Raw genomic sequence first — 18,841 nt, forward strand, 5'->3', positions numbered from 1 at the left:
CATCATGCGCGATGGCTTTTCGCTCAAAAGTTGTGGCGAATGCCCGCGATCACGGCAAGCTGCTTGTCGGTGTTCGAATTCACGAGATTCGGAATCTGCGCCAGGCTCTGCGTCGCGCCGCTCGCGGCATCGATCCCGAGACCCGCCCCCGACGACTTCTGGCCGATCGCCACCGCATAAACCGCCGTGCGCTTGGAGAGGCTGTAGACCGCGCCAAGGTTGATCTGGTGAAGCCGTGTGGACGAGCCGCCGTCCGGATGCGCGTCGTTGAAGATATAGGCGAAGCCGAACTGCAGCGCGGGCGAGTATTGCCACGACGTATTCAGCTCGGCAATATCGAACGAGATGTCCGCGCCACGCGGCCGCGCCGCGTCAGCGAAATACAGACTCTGCGAGAGAAGCGTATGGGTATAGCTGAGCGCCACGCTGACCTTGTCGAACGCGTACGAGCCGCCTGCGCCGAAAATACTCACGCGCTGCGCATTTTGTAGTTCGCAGTACGATGCATTCGGATTGCTGCAGCTGAAGTCGCCGATATAGCCGGTCTCGCCGCCCAGCGCTGCCTGCAGCGGATTGCGCAACTCGAGGTAGCCGGCGGATAGCGAAAGCGGCCCGTTGGCGTAGTTCGCCGCCACCGACCAGCCGCGGTTCTGCGAGAAGTTGCCCGCCACGCCGCCAAAACTGAACAGGCCGCCCAGCGTGAAGCCGCCGAAACTCGGGCTCACGTATTTGATCGAGTTATTGAAGTTGAACGCTTCGTTGAGATTGTCCACGTCGCCGAAGTGCGAGCCATAGAGCGTCGCCCAGTTGTTGCTCGACACATAGGCGCCCAGATCGTCGGAAAACGGATCGTACTGGCGGCCCAGCGTGAGCGTGCCGTAGTGGCTGTTCGCCACGCCCACCCAGGCGTTGCGGTTGAAGAGCGTGCCACCCTGCAATAGCGCGCCGTTCTGCGAAAAGAAGCTGTTTTCGAGCGTGAAGTTCACGCTCGTGCCGCCGCCGATGTCCTCGCTGCCCGTGAGGCCCCAGCGCGACGGCACGAGATTGCCGCCGCCCAGTTGCCAGTTGGCGTGGCCGCTCGTGCTGCCGTCGGCGTGCGTAGTCTGCTGGTTGGTCGAATAGATGAGGCCCGCGTCCACCGTGCCGTAAAGCGTGACTGAAGATTGCGCGAGTGCGCCAGTCGCGAGGGCGCACGAAGCCAGCGCCAGCGCCGAGCGCTTGACGAGATTTGTCATGTCGTTGTCTTGTCTAAGAGAGGTAGGCAGCTGCGCTGCATGCACGTGCGCGCCCGGAGCGCGGCGCCAGGGGGCGCGCCGCGCTAGTCAGGAACTGCGCGAATCGAGGACTTGGCGCGAGGCGCGTCCCGGGCGTCTAGTTATTGGCCGAAGCGCGCGTAGATGTCCGGCCGCGAACGCTTGAGCACGAAGGCGATCATCACGCCGATCAGCGCCACCGCGAGCACGACCCACGGGAACGCGCGCACGACGGGACTATCGGAGCCGGCGAGCGCGTCGAGATTGCCGATCAGCACGATGCCGATGGAGAGCAGACCGCAACCGCCCAGCACCGGCGCGAGGAAAGCGTGCCACAGGCGCGTGTCCTTCTTCGTGGCGCGGAAAAACGCCGCCACCGAAAAACTCGTGACCGCCTGCAGCATGACGATGCCGATGGTGCCGAGCGCCGAGCCCCAGCTGAACACGATATTGAACGGATCGCTGCCCGCGAGAACGAAGAAGCCGACCGGCACAGCAACCGAAAGCGTCTGCAGATAGCTCGCGAGATACGGCGATCCATACTTCGGATGCAGGCGATCGAGCACCGCGGGAAGAATCCCCTCGCCCGAGAGCGCATGGATGTAGCGCACGATCGTGTTGTGGAACGACAGCAGGCTCGCGAAGATGCTGGAAAGCAGCAGGAAGCTCATCGTCGTGGTCATCGCGCCGCCCAGGTACTTCGTCGACTGGATGAACCAAAAGTCGCCTGGCTGTTTCGTCGCGACGTCCGCGACGTTGCTGATGCCGTAGGCGCAAACGATGGCCCACGTGACGAACGCAAAGAACACGAGAATCAGCGTAACGGAAACATAAGTGGCGCGCGGCACCGTGACCTTCGGATCGCGGCACTCCTTGCCGTAGATCGCCGTGGCCTCGAAGCCGATGAACGACGCGAGCGCGAACATCACCGCGATGCCGAGGTGGCCGCTGAAGACGTGACGCGGCGAAAACGGCGCGAGCGTGAGGCCGTCCGGTCCGCCATGATGAATCACGATCGCGAGGCTCAGCAGCAGCAGGATGCCGAGTTCGAGACACATCAGCACGCCGAGCAGGCGGCTGTTCAGGTCGATGCCGCGAATGCCGGTGAACTGCACGACGACGAGGCACACGAATGAATACGCGTACCACGGCAACGAACTATGCAGCAATGGCCCGAGCACCACCGTGCAGAAGAAGCCGAACAGGCCGTACAGCGCAATCTGGATGCTCGTGTACGAGAGCAGTGCGACGAGCGCGCCGGCCATGCCGACGGGGCGGCCGAAACCCGCCGTGATGTACGCGTAGAACGCGCCGGCGCGCACGATGTGGCGGCTCATCGAAGCGAATCCCACGCTGAACACGAGCAGCACCACGCCCGCGATCACGAATGCGCCGGGAATGCCCGCGCCATTGCCAAGGCTGATGGCCGGGGGCACCGCGCCCAGCATGCCGGTGAGCGGCGCCGCTGCGGAAATGACGAGAAAGACGATCTGCCAAAGCCCGAGCAGGCTGCGCTGTGAGTCCACTGCCGCGTTGTCTCCAACGAGGTGAGCGGGAGAAGAATACGGTTCGTTCATCGTTGCCTCTGCTGGTGTCTGTTCTGGGTTCGCCATACGACACGATGAAGAACCGCGTGCCTCCGGCGCTCGACGAATCGAATTTCCCGATTCGGATTGAGCGCATGGTAGGCAGCTAATAAAGTCGCCGACCTGGCACAACGCGCCAATTACTCGATAAAGTACGCCAGGGCTGGAGCGGGTTTTCACTTAACCGCGCTGAAGCGGTCGATATTACCTTCGACATCCTGATTAATGCCGCGAGCTGGGAATTCGTACTTTATTCAGCCCACAAACTTACCGAAAGCCATCAGTCAGCTTTCACGATTTGCGCGCTAGCGGGTTCGTTTCGCGCCTCCACGGCCCCAGTTGCGCGTCGCACGCCATAGCACCGTGGCGTCGGCATAACCCACCGCGCGGGCGACGGCCGCGTTGGTCATGCCCTCCTGCTCGCGCAGCACCGCAACGCTGCGCTCGCGCTCTTCACGAATGATCTGGCGCACGGAGGTGCCGGCGTCGGCCAGATGCCGCTGCAAGGAGCGGTCCGAAAGCCCGAGGTCCTTCGCGATATCGCCGACCACGAGCTTCTCGCGCGCGAGCCGGCGCGTCACGAGATCGCGCACCTGGTCGACGAGCGTATGCGGGATCGTGTCGCGCGAAATGAGGTCGGTGGCGTGGCGCTCCATCATGCGCGCCATCTGCACGTCGGCGCTCTTGAGCGGCGTGTCGAGATCGTGCGGGTGCAGGACCACGCCGTTGGCCGGCTGCTGGAACCGCACGGGCACGCGAAAGAGGCGCAAATAAGGCTTGAGGTCCTCGGGCGCTGCGTGCTCGAAATGAATCTCGCACGGCGTCCACGCGGCGCCCCGCACCTGGCGAATCATGTGGCACATGGCGGATACGCTGTACTCGGCGTCCTGCCGGCGCGGCCAGATCTGCGTATGCGCGATGCGATAGCTCCACATCGGCCAGGCGTTGTCGCTCACGAGATCGACGGCCGTCGCGCTTTGCCACGAGCCGAGCGTATCGGTGAACTTACGGATTGCGGCGCCGAGCGTGGGCGACGACATGAACACGAGGCCAGCCGGCCCCAGTTCCGTGAGCTGCAATTCGGCGCCTAAACGCAGGCCGAGAAAGGGCTCGTCGAGCACTTGCGCCGCGCGTTCGAACGCGCCCACATAGCGCCCCAGCGCCACGATTTCATAGGGATTGGAAAGCTGCCGGCGACTCAGTCCGAAGTCGGCCAGCAATGCATCGCAGTCCGCACCAGCGGCGTCGAGGGCACGCACGATGGGACCCATCACGGCACCGCGAATCATCGGAAACCCGCTATTGACAGGCACTCTTTTCATGTCTCGCTCCATTAGGGCCTGTATGCGTCGACAGTTTTAACCATCGATCTACTCTGGCGCACTCTATCGCCCCTTTGGCGCGTTTTGCAAGCGCGAAAAAAATACGGCGTTTCTACGATTCACCCATCGACATCGCACGAGACGAATGCGGATTCTTCATACCGTCCCATGCCCTGTTGCGCCCAACGTCTTCCTTACGAAATGCTTATGAACACGAATCTGAACGCGCATCCGCTCGACCCGTTGAGCCTCGCCGAAATGCAGCTTGCCTGTGACATCGTGAAAGCCGCCGAGCAGCTCGATGAATATGGGCGTTTTCCTGTCACCGAATTGCGCGAGCCGCCCAAGGCGGAAGTGCTGGCATACAAGCACGGCGATTACTACTCGCGCCGCGCCTTCGTCATCGCGATCGATCGCACCCGCAGCCAGACGCTCGAACTCGTCGTGGACCTGCGCGAGAAGAAAGTGGAATCGCGCAAGGCGCTCGCCTTGCAAAGCGCGCCCTATGGCCAGCCGCCCGTGATGATCGAAGACTTCATGAATGCGGAGCGCATCGTCAAGGAAGACACGGCATGGCGCGAGGCCGTAAAAAAGCGCGGCGTCACCGATGATGAACTCGAGCGCGTGCAGGTCGATCCGTTCTCCGCCGGCGCGTTCGACCGCCCGAACGAGAATGGCCGCCGCCTCGTGCGCTGTGTGAGCTACTACCGCGAGTCCCTGACCGACAACGGTTACGCGCACCCCATCGAAGGTGTCGTCGCCGTGGTAGACCTGCTCGCCCACAAGGTGATCGAGCTGATCGACGACGGCCGCATCATCCCCATTCCGCGCGCGAAACACAACTACGACGCGCCGAGCCTCGGCGAGCCGCGCACCACCGTCAAGCCGCTTTCGATCAGCCAGCCCGAAGGCCCGAGCTTCACGATAGACGGCTGGCAGGTTAGTTGGCAGAACTGGAAATTCCGTGTGGGCTTCACGCCGCGCGAAGGGCTCGTGCTGCATCAGATCACGTGGGACGACGGCAAGAGCGCGCCGCGCCCGATCGTCTACCGCGCGAGCGTGACCGAGATGTGCGTGCCCTACTCGGACCCCACCACGAACCACTACTGGAAAAGCGCCTTCGACGCCGGCGAATACGGACTCGGCAAGCTCGCGAACCAGCTCGAACTGGGCTGCGACTGCCTCGGCACGATCCGCTATTTCGACATCCCCTCCGCCGACGACTTCGGCAACGGCTTCACCATGAAGAACGCCGTGTGTCTGCACGAAGAAGATTACGGCACGCTCTGGAAGCACTACGAGTTCCGTACCGGCGTGTTCGAGATGCGCCGCTCGCGCCGCCTCGTGATCTCGTTCTTCGCGACCGTGGGCAACTACGACTACGGCTTCTACTGGTACTTCTATCAGGACGGCACGATCCAGCTCGAATGCAAGCTCACGGGCATCATCCAGACCTCGGCGGTCGCCGATGGCGACACGTACCCGTGGGGCGGAATGGTCACCGAAAACCTCGGCGGCCCGACGCATCAGCACTTCTTCAACGCGCGCCTGCACATGATGGTGGACGGCGAGAAGAACGCCGTCACCGAGCACGAATTCGTGCCGCGTGCAATGGGTGCGGAGAATCCGTACGGCAACGTGTTCGATACGACCAGGCGCGTGCTCAAGACGGAGCAGGAAGCGGCGCGCAACGCCAATGGTCAGACGGGGCGCTTCTGGAAAGTGGTGAACCCGAACGTGAAGAACCGCGTGGGCGCGAACCCGGGCTACAAGCTCATCATCAACGACTCGCCGCTCATGCTCGCCGATCCCAACTCGAAGGTGCGCCAGCGCGGCGGCTTCGCCACGCGCCACGTGTGGGTCACGCCGTACGACGCGACGCAGCGCTACGCGAGCGGCGACTACCCGAACCAGCACGCGGGCGGCGACGGCCTGCCGCGCTATATCGAGGCGAACCGCAACGTGGAGAACGAGGACATCGTGCTGTGGCACAGCTTCGGCCACACGCACGTGTGCAAACCCGAGGATTTCCCCGTGATGCCGGTGGAGTATGCGGGCTTCATGCTCAAGCCCAACAACTTCTTCTATGGCAATCCCGCGATGGACCTGCCGGGCGGGCGCGATCCGCACAGCGTGCAGGACGGCACAGACGCGCCCGAAGCAAAATCGTGCTGCCACAGCAAGCAGTGAGCACGCGATGATGCCGCGTAAGCGCCGCCTGGCTGTGATGCACGCCGCGCGCCTGCTGTGTGTCTGGGCGTCGATCACCGGTGGCGCGAGCGCGCTTGTGGGAGGCGTCATGATCGCGGCAATGCAGGCCGGCGCGCCGTTCACCGCATTCGCCGCGAGCGCGCTTGCCTTGCTTGCGATGGCGCTGATCCCGGGCACGCTCGCGCGCGGCTTCGCCACGCGTGCCACCGTGCCGATCGCGAGCGCACTCGTACTCACGACGGCGGCAATGGGCGCCGGTGCTCACGCAGGAGCAACGTTCGCGCCGACGCCGCTCATCCTGGGCGGCATCGTCCTGCTCGCCGCTGGGTGCATGCACTTGCGGCGCACGCGTGATAGCGCGGCAAGATCGGTGCATACGCATACCATCGCGCCGGCATGGCGCAACGGCATGCTGCTGATCGCACCCGCGCTGCTTGCGGGCCTGTCGAGCGGCGTGCTCGCGCGCTTCCAGTTTTTCGCGCTCTGCGGCGGCGCCGCGATGTCCGTGACGCAGGTCGTGACGTCAGTCGCAATGGTGAGTCTCGCAGGCTGGCTCGCCGATCGCGTCGATTACCGGCGCGCGCTGCTCGCGCTCTTCGTGTTGCGCGGCGCGCTGCTCGCCGCGCTCACGTTCGATTGCCTCGTGCCGTGGGCCGCGCTCGCTGCCCCCGCATTCGCCGTGCTCGACTACCTGACGCTCCCCACGCTCATGCGCGGTGGGCGAGCGTCGCGCGCGTCGGGCGCCGGCTGTCCCGGCCTCGCCCATCACGCGGGCATGCTGGCAGGCGCGGCGTTCGCCACCACGTCATGGGGCTTTGGACAAGGCTTTTACGCGCTGTTCCTCATTGGCGGCACGCTCAATCTTGCATGCGCATACGCATTCGCGACGCCACGCCGATTCCGTACGCGCGCGCCCTACCCTGCTTCAGCCGCACTCGCTGCGGGCAACGCAATCGAATTACGCTGAGACACTCACCGAATAAACGTACGCATTACTACAGAAATCAGGAGACGGAATGGACCGCCATGACTTCACGCACACGATCCGCACGCAGATGTTCGTCGACGGACGTTTTAGCGAAAGCGGCAACGGCCGCACGTTTGCCGTATTCAACCCCGCCACGGGCGCGGAGATCGCGCAGGTGCCCGACGCCAGCGACGCCGACATCGACGCCGCCGTCACCGCCGCGCGCCGCGCATTCGAAGCCGACACGTGGCGGCGCATGCCGCCCGCCGCGCGCGAGCGCCTGCTACTCAAGCTGGCCGACCTCGTCGAGCAGCACGGCGACGAACTCGCCGCGCTCGAAACGCTCAACCAGGGCAAGCTGCTCGGCTTCTCGAAGATGCTCGAAGTGGGCGGCAGCGTGCAATGGCTGCGCTATATGGCCGGCTGGGCGACCAAGATCGAGGGCAGCACCGTGGATCTCTCGCTCGCGTTCCCGCCCAGCGTGCGCTACAACGCCTCCACGCGGCGCGTGCCCGCGGGCGTAGTCGCCGCGATCGTGCCGTGGAATTTTCCGCTGCTGATGGCGGTCTGGAAAATCGCGCCCGCGCTCGCCTGCGGCTGCACCGTGGTGCTCAAGCCCGCCGAGGAAACGCCACTCACCGCCATCCGCCTCGCCGAACTCGCGCACGAAGCCGGCTTTCCGCCGGGCGTGTTCAATGTCGTCACGGGCCAGGGCGAAACGGCGGGCGCCGCACTCGTGCGCCATGCACAGGTCGACAAGGTCACCTTCACGGGCTCGACCGAAGTGGGCCGCATCATCGGCAAGCAATGCGCAAGCGACCTCAAGCGCGTCTCGCTCGAACTAGGCGGCAAGAGTCCCGTGATCGTGCTCGACGACTGCGATCCGCAGCGCGCGATCGAAGGCGCGGCCGGCGCAATCTTCTTCAATCACGGCCAGGTCTGTACGGCAGGCTCGCGCCTGTATCTGCCGCGCGCGCGTTTTGATGAGATCGTCGACGGCATTGCACAGGTTGCGCGCGCAACCGTGCTCGGCTCGGGTTTCGACACGGCCACGCAGATGGGCCCGCTCGTTTCGGCACGCCATCGCGCCAAGGTCGCCGGCATGATCGCGCAGGGACGCGCCGAAGGCGGCGAGATCGTGGCAGGCGGCGGGGACGGCAATCGCCCCGGCTTCTTTATCGAGCCCACAGTGATTGCGAACGCGGCCAACAAGCCGCTTACCGTCGTGCGCGAAGAAGTGTTCGGGCCGGTGCTCGTCGCCATGCCGTATGACGACGTCGAAGAAGCCGTCGCGGCGGCGAATGCTTCGGAGTACGGTCTGGGCGCGAGCGTCTGGACCAACCAGCTCGACCGCGCGCTGCGCGTGGTGGATGGCGTGCAGGCCGGCACGGTATGGGTGAACACGCACAACATGGTCGATCCGGCGCTGCCCTTCGGCGGGTTCAAGGCCTCGGGCATCGGCCGCGAGCACGGCCGCGCGATCATCGACGCGTACACGGAGACGAAATCCGTCTGCATCGCCTACTGAGCGCCGCCCTGCAGCATTGTTAATCGAAATGGAATGATGAAACCCGGCGGCGCGCAATGATCGCCGCTGCGGTTTCGTCCATGATCGAGCCCGTTCTCACCACTCACGAGAAGGACTCCGATCATGAATGCATCCACGAATTCGCGCGGCGTCGCCATCATCACGGGCGCCTCGCGCGGCATCGGCGCCGCCATTGCCGAACGTCTCGCGCACGACGGTTACGCCGTCGTCATCAACTACGCTTCGCGCAGCGCGGAAGCCGAGGCGCTCGTCGCGAAGATCGCGGCGGGCGGCGGGCGCGCCGTCGCCGTGCAAGCGAACATCGCGAAGGCCGACGAGGTGCGCCGCCTCTTCGCAACCACCGCCGAAGCGCTGGGCCAGCCCACGCTGCTCGTGAACAACGCAGGCATCATGAAGACGGTTACGGTTGCCGACTCGACCGACGCGATCTACGACGAAACCTTCGACATCAACGTGCGCGGCACGCTCAACACGCTGCGCGAAGCGGCGACGAAGCTCGCGGACGGCGGCCGCGTAATCAACTTCTCGACCTCCGTGCTCGCGATGAATCTGCCCGGTTACGCGCTGTATACGGCGAGTAAGGCGGCCGTGGAGACGATCACGCGCGTGTTCGCACGCGAACTGCGCGGCCGCTCGATCTGCGTGAACGCGGTTGCGCCGGGGCCGGTGGCGACAGAGTTGTTCCTCAGCGGCAAAACCGAAGAGCAGGTCCAGCATTTCGCGAACATGCCGCCGCTGCAGCGCCTCGGGCAACCCAACGACATTGCGAGTGTCGTGTCGTTCCTCGCGGGCCCGGACGGCGGCTGGGTCAACGGCCAGGTGCTGCGCGCGAACGGCGGGATCGTCTGACACGCCGCCCGGCGCGGGTTCAAGAAAGAAGCTGGACAAGATATGGTCTGAGGGCAAGCCGCCGTGGCGTGAAACCGCCGGTCCCGGCCGGTGCTACACTCCGTGCTCGAAAACGGTAGACAGACAGGGCCGTCAGCGCATGGCGCACCGGCTCATATTGCGCCCTCAACCACTCCAGACCATGTATTTGTCCATCTTCGCCGTCGGCCTTGGCGGCGCGCTCGGTTCGCTGCTGCGCTGGGTTCTCGGGATACGCCTGAATGCCCTCTACCCTGAACTGCCGCTCGGCACGCTAGCGTCGAACATCATCGCGGGCTATGTGATCGGCCTCGCGGTCGCCTACTTCGGGCGCATGCCCCAGCTCTCCGCCGAATGGCGCCTCTTCGTCATTACCGGGCTCATGGGCGGCCTCTCCACGTTTTCGACCTTCTCCGCTGAAGTCGTTTCGCATCTGCAGCACGGACGTTTCGGCTGGGCCGCGGGCGAGATCGCGATTCACGTGTGCGCCTCGGTCGTCATGACGATCCTTGGCATCGCAACGGTCTCGGCACTGATTCGCTGATCGGCAACGAAAACGGCCGCGTTCGCCATTGGCGCAACGCGGCCGCATCGGCGAGGCGACGGGAAGATCAGGCAGGACGCCGATAGCCGCCCAGCAAACCGTTCTTCGAAAACACCCACTGCCACAGCTGGATGTCGCGCGCACGGAACGCCCCGGCACACGAAAGCAGGTAGTAACGCCACATGCGGTAGAACCGCTCGCCCATCTGCGCCTTGAAACGCGGCCACGCGGCCTCGAAATTCGCGTGCCACGCCATCAGCGTGCGGTCATAGTCGGCGCCGAAGTTATGCAGGTCTTCGGCCACGAAGAGGCCGCCAGAAGCGTCGGCGATCTGGCCGATGGTCGGCAGCTCGCCGTTCGGGAAGATGTATTTGTCGATCCACGGATCGGGCGTGGTGTCGCGGCGGTTCTTGCCAATGGTGTGCAGTACGAACAGACCGTCGTCGACAAGACACCGCTGCGCGACTTCCATATAGGTGCGATAGTTCTTCGGGCCTACGTGCTCGAACATGCCCACGCTCGCAATGCGGTCGAACTTCTCGTCGAGCAACCGGTAGTCCTGCAGGCGGATTTCGACGGGCAGATCCTTGCAGCGCTCGGCGCCGAGCGCGGCCTGCTCCTTCGAGATCGTCACGCCCACGCACGACACGCCATAGTGTTCGGCCGCGAACTTCATAAGGCTGCCCCACCCGCAGCCGATGTCGAGCAGGCGCATGCCGGGCTTCAGACCCAGCTTGCGGCAGATGAGATCGAGCTTGGCGTCCTGCGCCTCGTCGAGCGTCTTCGCGCCGCCCGACCAGTAGCCGCAGGTATAGGCCATGTTCTTGTCGAGCATCGCCTCGTAGAACTCGTTGCCGATATCGTAGTGCTGCTGGCCCACCTTCCATGCCCGGCGCACGGTCTGGCGGTTCATGAGGCGCGCCTTGAGCGCGTAGAAGACGAGACGGGAGGGATCGATCTGGTCATCTAGATGCGCGCGCAACACATGCGCGAAGAATTCGTCGAGCTGCTCGCAGTCCCACTGGCCGTCCATGTAGGCCTCGCCGAGGCCCAGGTTGCCTAGCGCCAATACGCGCTCGGGCAACTGCGGATCGTGGATGCGCATGTCCCACGGCCGGGTGCCATTGAACTTCACGTCAGCGCGCGCCAATAGCTGGGCTATGAACCGCCAGGCCCCGGAAACGGTGGCCTCACGAACGGGTTGAGCTGCTTCGAGATCAGTCGTTGCCATACGTGCTCCATGCGGCAGGAGTCGGGTCCTTGGTACCTTGCTCCGATGCCATTCAAGAGGTTGCTATCAAGACATTCGTCGTCGCGCGCGCTGCGAGAAACTCTATGATGCACCTACTTCAAAAATTGTGCAGGAACACGCACAGGCCATACGGGGCGGGCCATAATCGCAAACTCGACGAAACCCATCGCCCCTGCGCGAGCAAACGGCGCGCCCGAACTGGAGAGACTGACCATGGCCTACGACGACAAGAACATCTTCGCGCGCATCCTGCGCGGCGAAGCTCCCTGCATCAAGGTGTACGAGGACGACGCGACGCTCGCGATCATGGACGTCATGCCGCAATCCGAAGGCCATCTGCTCGTGCTGCCGAAGGAAGGCGCCGAGTTCATCTATGAGCTTTCGCTGGAAGCCGGCGCCGCCGCGATGGCGACGGTGCAGAAGATGGCGGTCGCGATGCGCAAGGTGCTTGCACCCGAAGGCCTGTTGATCGCGCAGTTCAACGGCGCCGCCGCCGGGCAGACCGTACCGCACGTGCACTTTCACCTGATTCCGCGCCGCGCGGGTGAAGAGCTGCGTCCGCATGCGCGCGAAATGGCCGACATGGCGCAGCTCGAAGCGCTGGCCGCGCGCATTCGCGCCGCTCTGTAAGCAATATGTATTGCTATCGTTAGTTATTCATAAGATTTAAATGCCGTCGAATTGCACGAACTCGTCGAGCGGGACGCGCGCCGAGCGCCACTGGTTGATGGGCGCGTCCGCGTCTTCGTGACCGATCGCCATGCCGCAGAACACCATGCGTTCGCGCGGCAAGGCGAGAAACTCGCCAACGCTCTGCGCGTAGCGCGCCCAGCATTCCTGCGCGCAGCTATGCAGGCCGGCTTCGCGCAGGAGCAGCATCACCGTCTGCAGGAACATGCCGAGGTCGGCCCATTGCGGCGGCCCCATCTGACGATCCACGCTGCAAAAGAGCGCGAGCGGCGCATCGAAAAACGCATAGTTGCGCGCGAATTGCCGTAGCCGGCCGGGCCGGTCCTCGCGCGCCACATCGATGCTGCGGTAAAGATCCTCGCCCACCTGATAACGACGTTCGCGATACGGCGAACCCAGCTCGCGTGGATACACGTCGTACTCCATCGGCTCGCCCGCCGGCGCCTGCGCAATGCGATCGGCCATGATCGACTTGAGCTTCGCGAGCGATTCGCCGCCCACGACATGGACATGCCACGGCTGCAGATTGCCGCCCGAGGGCGCGCGCGCAGCGGTATCGAGCACGCGGCGAATGATGGCGGGATCCACCGGACCGGGCAAAAACTGGCGCACGGACTTGCGGCTGGTGACGGCTTCGCTGACTTTCAAGCAGATTCTCCTCGGGGGATCGCCGAAGCATTATCGGCGATCCCCCGTGCGGCTGCCGACGCTCGCCGCATAGGTCCGCGCTGGCGTCAGAACTTGTGACGGATCCCCACTACGACGAGCGCCTGATTGTCGGCGCCCGAACTCACGCCAAAGTCGCCGATCGATGACTGCGCAACGACACTCGAACCCTTCGCGTCGAGTGTGCGGCCGCTCGCCTTCTGGTAACCGGCGAGCGCGGTCCTTGCGAGGCGGCTGCAAGGACCGCGCGGCAACGTTACGGAATGCCCGGCAAGCGGGGAACGAACGATTTCTGCGTTGCTTGAGCGGCGCCGGAGACTTTGCCGAGCGCAGATCGTGCCAGGCGCCGCGCGGGCGCTTTCCTCCGGCGCGCGGAGTCTGCTATAATTCGCCTCCCGCCGGAGAGATGGATGAGCGGTTTAAGTCGCACGCCTGGAAAGCGTGTATAGGTTAATAGCCTATCGGGGGTTCGAATCCCCCTCTCTCCGCCAGAACGAAACGCCGAAACCCCGTAAGCTCAATGGCTTACGGGGTTTTTGTTTTTCAAGCCCGTCAAATAGCCCGCCCGAGAGAGAGGGAACAACGTGCGCGAGGCACGTCCAAACGCCCTCAATTACACCCACTCACCGTGCAATACTTGTTGTACACGAGCCCTTTCCCATCCATCCCCGAGATCGTTCTTGTGCCGTTGCCGTAGTTCGTGATCGTCTCGGTCCACGTCGACCCATCGGCGGCCTGCCCCGTGATGAACGTCGTGTCGCCAATGGATGCGCCGGTCTGCTCCCAGGCCTCTCCCGGCAGCTTTTGCTGATACCCGTTGACCGTAGACGTGTTGCCGAAGCGCTGCACCGTGTACGAATTGCCCGATTCGTCGACGCAGTTCTGGAAGGCGTCGTTGCCCCAGCATTTGGCAAAAGCGGCGGGCGCCGCAAAGGCGCCGACAATGATCAGGCTGAGTGCAATGCGCTTCAATGACTTCCCCGAGAAAACGCCTATTTTTCTGGCTCGATTCACCGCGAGTCCCAGCCGGCGGCGCGCGAAATTGTACCGTAGCCGCCAAGGCGATCTACTGGATGCGCCGGACACGCGTGCGTCGCACGCTCCCGCTGGTTATCGGACAAAAAGCGGATGACTTGATGGGCGCAATGAGAACAGCGGCGCCGCCGGTCGTTGAACACTCAACGTTGGAAGGAAGTCCGAATCGACCAGATCAGGCAAGAGAAAAGGACGTCGGGCCGCAGCCCGACGCCGAATTCCCGCGTACTGCTTCGAGGACCGGCGCGGGAACGAGAGGACTTCAGTATCGCCTCGCCCGCCCGTTTTTTAAGTGCTCGACCGCACACCGGCAATCAGGTCCCCACCCTTACGGGTGGCGGATATAGTCCACCAGCGCGAGCGTATACGCGTCCGGCTTGCGATCGAGCAGACTCACGCCGATCGCCACGAGAAAGCCAGCGGGCACACCGAACACGCCCGAGCTGATGGGCTCGATGCCGAACCATCGCGGGCCCGCGAAGCCCGTGAGCTGCGTAAAGAACGGGTACGTCGAGACGATGTAATAGACGCACACGCTCAGGCCCGCAATCATGCCGGCCACGGCGCCCAGGCGCGTCGTGCGTTTCCAGAACACCCCAAGCACGAGCACGGGAAAGAGACTCGACGCCGCCAGCGAAAACGCCGCCCCCACCAGAAAAAGAATGTTCCCTGCGTTGAGCGACGCCACATACGAGGCGAACAGCGCCACGCCGAGCAGCAGAATCTTCGACATCGTCACGCGCCGTTGGCTCGACGCGCTCGGATCGACCATGTGGTAGTACACGTCGTGCGAAAGCACGTTCGAGATCGTGAGCAGCAGACCGTCCGCAGTCGAAAGCGCGGCCGCGAGCGCACCTGAGGCAATGAGCCCCGACATCACGTACGGCAGTCCTGCGATTTCCGGTGCCGCGAGCACGACCATGTCGGGCTGCATCTGGATGTCACTCCAGCGCACCACGCCGTCGCCGTTCACATCCGCAATGCTGATGAGGTACGGCTCGACGCGCCGCCACTGCATGACCCACTGCGGCAGATCGTCGAAGCGCTGCCCCATCAGATGCGTGAGGATCTCGAACTTGATCAGCACCGCGAGCACCGGTACGGTCAGATAGAACAGCGCGACGAAGAAGAGCGTCCAGCCCACCGAGCGCCGCGCCGAGGCCACCGAGGTCGTCGTGTTGTAGCGCGTGAGGATGTGCGGCAGGCTCGCGGTGCCAAGCGAAAGGCACAGGAGCAGCGAAAGGAAGTTGCGTTGATGAAGGCGCCGCTCGGCATCGTCGGCGGCGGGAAACGGTTCATTCATCGGCACGGGCGGTGAGGCGCGCTCGAGCAGGTCGTCGCGCTGGCGCGTCCACACCATGCGTGCGGCGTCCACGTCACGCGGGAAGGCGTTCAATTCACGCTCGAGCGAATCGATATCGCGCAGCGGGCCGTTGTGGCGGCGCAGGTTCGCGAGCGATTCGACGAGGTGCGTCTTCTCCGCGACGTACGACTGCGGCAGCGTGTCGAGGCGCGTCTGCCATTGCGCCGCGCGCTGGCGGTAGGCGTCGCGCACGGTGGCTTCGGCACTCGCGCCGCGCACGTCGCGCTCGAGCGCTTCCACGCGCTGCATCACGCTGCCGTAATCGACTTGCGGCAGCCAGCCGAGGCCGTCGCGGTGCGCGATCAGCGAAACCGGAATCAGGATGGCCGCGATGAGAATGATGTATTGCGCGACCTGCGTCCACGTCACGGCGCGCATGCCGCCGAGAAACGAACACACGAGAATGCCCGCCAGCCCGCAGAAAATGCCGATGGCAAAATCCACGCCGATGAAGCGCGTGGCGATCAGCCCCACGCCCTGGATCTGCGCGACGAGATAGACGAACGAGCAGAGGATTGTCGCGAGCACGGCGAGCGCACGCACGAGGTTGCTCGAGAAGCGCGTGCCGAGGAAGTCGGGAATCGTGTAGCGGGCGAGCTTGCGCACATACGGCGCGAGCAGGAAGGCGACGAGGCAGTAGCCGCCCGTCCAGCCCATCAGGTAAGCGAGGCCGTCGTAGCCGCTCGCGTAGAGCGAACCCGCGAGGCCGATGAACGACGCGGCGGAAAGCCAGTCGGCGGCCGTCGCCATGCCGTTGAAGAACGAGGGCACGCGCCGCCCCGCCACATAGTATTCGACGAGGTCCGAGGTGCGCGAAAGCAGCCCGATCACCGCGTACACCGCGATCGGCACGAACAGGAACACATAGCCGATCCACATGCCGGGGCCGGTGGAAAGCTCGATCCGCCACATCACATAGACGAAGGCGAGAAAGCCAAGCGTGTACAACGCGTAGGAGCGTATGAGCCGGTGCGCAAGCCTCATCGTTGCTGTGCCTTGCTGGCTTCGCGAATGGCGATGTCGGCTTCGAGCGCGGCTTGCAGCACGCGGTCGGCGCGCTGCATCAGCACGATATAGATCGCGACGAGCAGCACATAGAGCAGGATCGCGCCCTGTGCGCCGAGGTAGAACGGCAGGCTGAAGCCCGCGAAGCGCAGGCCGGCGAGCTGTCGCGCAAAGAGCGGCGCAACGAACGAGACGAGGAAGCCGATCGTCATCAGCACGGCGATCAGCGCGAGATTGAAGCGCCAGTAGCGCCGATGCGCGCGCGCCATCGCCTCGCTCACCGGGGGCGGCTCGGGCAAGGGATTGAGATTGTTCTGCGGAGTAGTGTGTGGCGCGGCCATGCGCCTGTGTAGCAAAAACGCGTATGGCCGGCAATCCGGGGCAATGCGGGGATCGATGCGGCGCGCGGCGCCAGCCAAGGCGCCGCGCGAACCTCGGCGTTTAGAGCGATTCGCCGAGCTGGTCCAGAATCGCCGGGTTTTCCAGCGTGGAAACGTCCTGCGTGATCGCCTCGCCCTTCGCGAGCGAGCGCAGCAGACGGCGCATGATCTTACCCGAGCGCGTCTTCGGCAGGTTCTCGCCGAAGCGGATGTCGCGGGGCTTGGCGATCGGCCCGATCTCCTTGCCCACCCAGGCGCGCAGATCGTTGGCGAGCTTCACGGCCTCGTCGCCCTGCGGACGCGTGGCCTTGAGCACCACGAACGCCACCACGGCTTCGCCGGTGGTGTCGTCGGGGCGGCCCACCACGGCGGCTTCGGCCACGAGCGGGTTCGCCACCAGCGCCGACTCGATCTCCATCGTGCCGAGGCGGTGGCCCGAGACGTTCAGCACGTCGTCGATCCGGCCCATGATCGTGAAGTAGCCCGTGTCCTTGTCGCGCACGCTGCCGTCGCCGGCCAGATAAAGCTTGCCGCCGAGTTCCTCGGGGAAATAGCCCGACTTGTAGCGCTCGGGTTGTCCCCAGACGTTGCGGATCATCGCGGGCCACGGACGCTTCACGACGAGAATGCCGCCCTGCCCGTTCGGCACGTCCTGGCCGGTTTCGTCGACGATCGCGGCCATGATGCCCGGCAGCGGCAGCGTGCACGAACCCGGCACGAGCGGCGTCGCGCCCGGCAGCGGCGTGATCATGTGGCCGCCGGTTTCGGTTTGCCACCACGTGTCGACGATCGGGCAGCGCTTGGCGCCCACGTTTTCGTAGTACCACATCCACGCTTCGGGATTGATCGGCTCGCCGACCGTGCCGAGAATGCGCAGCGAAGAAAGGTCGTAGCTCTTCGGATGCACCTTCGCGTCGGCTTCGGATGCCTTGATGAGCGAGCGGATCGCCGTGGGCGCGGTGTAGAACACCGTGACCTTGTGCTTGGCGATCATGTCCCAGAAGCGGCCCGCGTTCGGGTACGTCGGCACGCCTTCGAACACAACCTGGGTCGCGCCGATCGTAAGCGGACCATAGGCGATATAGCTGTGGCCCGTGATCCAGCCGATGTCGGCCGTGCACCAGAACACGTCCGAGGGCTTGTGATCGAAGGTCCACTTCATCGTTTGCGCGGCCCACAACAGGTAGCCGCCCGTGCTGTGCTGCACGCCCTTCGGCTTGCCCGTCGAGCCCGACGTGTAGAGGATGAAGAGCGGGTGTTCCGCGCCCACCGGCACAGGCGCGCAGGTGTCGCTCTCGGCCGCCGAAAGTTCGTGCATCCACTGGTCGCGGCCTTCGTGCCAGGCGACCTTGCCGCCCGTACGCTTGTAGACGATCACGCTGTGCACCGCTTCGCAGCCGCCCATGGCGAGCGCTTCGTCGGCGATGTTCTTCAGCGGCAGCGCCTTGCCGCCGCGCATCTGTTCGTCGGCGGTGATGAGCGCGACCGCGCCCACATCGACCATGCGTTCGTTGAGCGACTTCGACGAGAAGCCGCCGAACACCACCGAGTGCGTCGCGCCGATACGCGCGCAAGCCTGCATGGCGACCACGCCTTCGACCGACATCGGCATGTAGATGACCACGCGATCGCCCTTCTTCACGCCGCGTTTCTGCAGCGCATTGGCGAAGCGCGACACGCGCGCGAGCAGGTCCTTGTAGGTGACGTTCGTGACGGTGCCGTCGTCGGCTTCGAAGACGATCGCGACGCGCTCGCCATTGCCCGCTTCGACGTGGCGGTCGAGGCTGTTGTACGAGGCATTGAGTTCGCCGTCTTCGAACCACGTGTAGAACGGCGCCTTCGATTCGTCGAGCACCTTCGTGAAGGGCTTTTGCCAGCTCAGGGTTTCGCGCGCGAGGCGCGCCCAGAAGCCTTCGTAATCGCGTTCGGCTTCGGCGCACAGCGCCTTGTATGCGTCCATGCCGGACACCGTGGCGCCCGCCACCGTTTGCTCGGAAGGCGCAAAGACGCGGCGTTCCTGAAGAACCGATTCAATCGCAGACATCGACAACCCCTTGGTGAAGATGAAACGTCAAATTCGTGGACACGCATGAGCATCTTCAATGCCCGTGCGCGCCGTCTCCGTGCGCCGCCGCCCGCATGCGGGCACGG

Annotated in this window: 15 protein-coding genes, 1 tRNA gene and 1 pseudogene; 7 read left to right on the forward strand and 10 right to left on the reverse strand. The window is 64.4% G+C overall.

Annotation, left to right across the window (positions count from 1 at the left end; all coding sequences use genetic code 11):
• Positions 1 to 23: 23 nt before the first annotated feature.
• The 3 genes from AB4Y40_RS04075 to AB4Y40_RS04085 all read right to left on the reverse strand — a co-directional run bounded on the left by AB4Y40_RS04075 (position 24) and on the right by AB4Y40_RS04085 (position 4,161).
• Entirely contained in the window at positions 24 to 1,235 is a 1,212-nt protein-coding gene (locus tag AB4Y40_RS04075; RefSeq protein ID WP_368686545.1) for a porin, read from the reverse strand.
• Between the two features lie 140 nt (positions 1,236 to 1,375).
• Positions 1,376 to 2,830, reverse strand: coding sequence for an APC family permease (locus tag AB4Y40_RS04080; RefSeq protein ID WP_368686546.1), 1,455 nt, complete (start codon positions 2,828 to 2,830; stop codon positions 1,376 to 1,378).
• Between the two features lie 314 nt (positions 2,831 to 3,144).
• Entirely contained in the window at positions 3,145 to 4,161 is a 1,017-nt protein-coding gene (locus AB4Y40_RS04085) for an AraC family transcriptional regulator (RefSeq protein ID WP_368686547.1), read from the reverse strand.
• Between the two features lie 207 nt (positions 4,162 to 4,368).
• Here AB4Y40_RS04085 and AB4Y40_RS04090 point away from each other — a divergent pair, with 207 nt between their 5' ends.
• From AB4Y40_RS04090 to crcB, 5 genes are all read left to right on the forward strand, one after another.
• The gene (locus AB4Y40_RS04090; protein ID WP_368686548.1) at positions 4,369 to 6,351 is read left to right on the forward strand and encodes a primary-amine oxidase; all 1,983 of its coding nucleotides are present in this window, start codon (positions 4,369 to 4,371) and stop codon (positions 6,349 to 6,351) included.
• Positions 6,352 to 6,358: 7 nt separating this feature from the next.
• Positions 6,359 to 7,339, forward strand: coding sequence for a hypothetical protein (locus AB4Y40_RS04095; RefSeq protein ID WP_368686549.1), 981 nt, complete (start codon positions 6,359 to 6,361; stop codon positions 7,337 to 7,339).
• 88 nt (positions 7,340 to 7,427) lie between these two features.
• Positions 7,428 to 8,867 (forward strand): phenylacetaldehyde dehydrogenase StyD, encoded by a 1,440-nt coding sequence (gene styD, locus AB4Y40_RS04100; RefSeq protein WP_368686718.1) that lies wholly within the window; start codon positions 7,428 to 7,430, stop codon positions 8,865 to 8,867.
• Positions 8,868 to 8,990: 123 nt separating this feature from the next.
• Entirely contained in the window at positions 8,991 to 9,737 is a 747-nt protein-coding gene (locus AB4Y40_RS04105) for an SDR family oxidoreductase (protein WP_368686550.1), read from the forward strand.
• Between the two features lie 181 nt (positions 9,738 to 9,918).
• Positions 9,919 to 10,299 carry a fluoride efflux transporter CrcB gene (crcB, locus tag AB4Y40_RS04110; protein ID WP_368686551.1) on the forward strand — a complete coding sequence of 127 codons (381 nt, stop codon included), beginning with the start codon at positions 9,919 to 9,921 and terminating at the stop codon, positions 10,297 to 10,299.
• Positions 10,300 to 10,366: 67 nt separating this feature from the next.
• Here the strand turns inward: crcB and cfa are convergent, their stop codons facing one another.
• Positions 10,367 to 11,530, reverse strand: a complete 1,164-nt coding sequence (cfa, locus tag AB4Y40_RS04115) for a cyclopropane fatty acyl phospholipid synthase (RefSeq protein WP_368686552.1) — start codon at positions 11,528 to 11,530, stop codon at positions 10,367 to 10,369.
• Positions 11,531 to 11,764: 234 nt separating this feature from the next.
• Between cfa and AB4Y40_RS04120 the strand changes: the two genes are divergently transcribed.
• Positions 11,765 to 12,181: an HIT family protein gene (locus AB4Y40_RS04120; RefSeq protein WP_069262497.1), complete on the forward strand. Its 417-nt coding sequence runs from the start codon at positions 11,765 to 11,767 to the stop codon at positions 12,179 to 12,181.
• A 36-nt stretch (positions 12,182 to 12,217) separates the two neighbouring features.
• On the opposite strand, the gene AB4Y40_RS04125 is transcribed toward AB4Y40_RS04120, so the two are convergent.
• Positions 12,218 to 12,889 carry a nitroreductase gene (locus AB4Y40_RS04125; protein WP_368686553.1) on the reverse strand — a complete coding sequence of 224 codons (672 nt, stop codon included), beginning with the start codon at positions 12,887 to 12,889 and terminating at the stop codon, positions 12,218 to 12,220.
• Between the two features lie 86 nt (positions 12,890 to 12,975).
• Positions 12,976 to 13,125, reverse strand: a pseudogene (locus tag AB4Y40_RS04130) (porin); the annotation flags it as partial.
• Positions 13,126 to 13,307: 182 nt separating this feature from the next.
• Here AB4Y40_RS04130 and AB4Y40_RS04135 point away from each other — a divergent pair.
• Positions 13,308 to 13,398 (forward strand) — tRNA-Ser (locus AB4Y40_RS04135).
• 118 nt (positions 13,399 to 13,516) lie between these two features.
• Here the strand turns inward: AB4Y40_RS04135 and AB4Y40_RS04140 are convergent.
• From AB4Y40_RS04140 to acs, 4 genes are all read right to left on the reverse strand, one after another.
• The gene (locus tag AB4Y40_RS04140) at positions 13,517 to 13,879 is read right to left on the reverse strand and encodes a hypothetical protein (protein ID WP_368686554.1); all 363 of its coding nucleotides are present in this window, start codon (positions 13,877 to 13,879) and stop codon (positions 13,517 to 13,519) included.
• A gap of 391 nt (positions 13,880 to 14,270) precedes the next feature.
• Positions 14,271 to 16,289, reverse strand: coding sequence for a VC_2705 family sodium/solute symporter (locus AB4Y40_RS04145; protein ID WP_368686555.1), 2,019 nt, complete (start codon positions 16,287 to 16,289; stop codon positions 14,271 to 14,273).
• Positions 16,286 to 16,651, reverse strand: coding sequence for a DUF4212 domain-containing protein (locus AB4Y40_RS04150; RefSeq protein ID WP_342921918.1), 366 nt, complete (start codon positions 16,649 to 16,651; stop codon positions 16,286 to 16,288). Before AB4Y40_RS04150 ends, AB4Y40_RS04145 begins: the two co-directional genes overlap by 4 nt.
• Positions 16,652 to 16,751: 100 nt before the next feature.
• Positions 16,752 to 18,734 (reverse strand): acetate--CoA ligase, encoded by a 1,983-nt coding sequence (gene acs / locus AB4Y40_RS04155; protein ID WP_368686556.1) that lies wholly within the window; start codon positions 18,732 to 18,734, stop codon positions 16,752 to 16,754.
• Positions 18,735 to 18,841: the final 107 nt, after the last annotated feature.

This window comes from Paraburkholderia sp. EG287B (assembly GCF_040965595.1).
GTDB lineage: Bacteria > Pseudomonadota > Gammaproteobacteria > Burkholderiales > Burkholderiaceae > Paraburkholderia.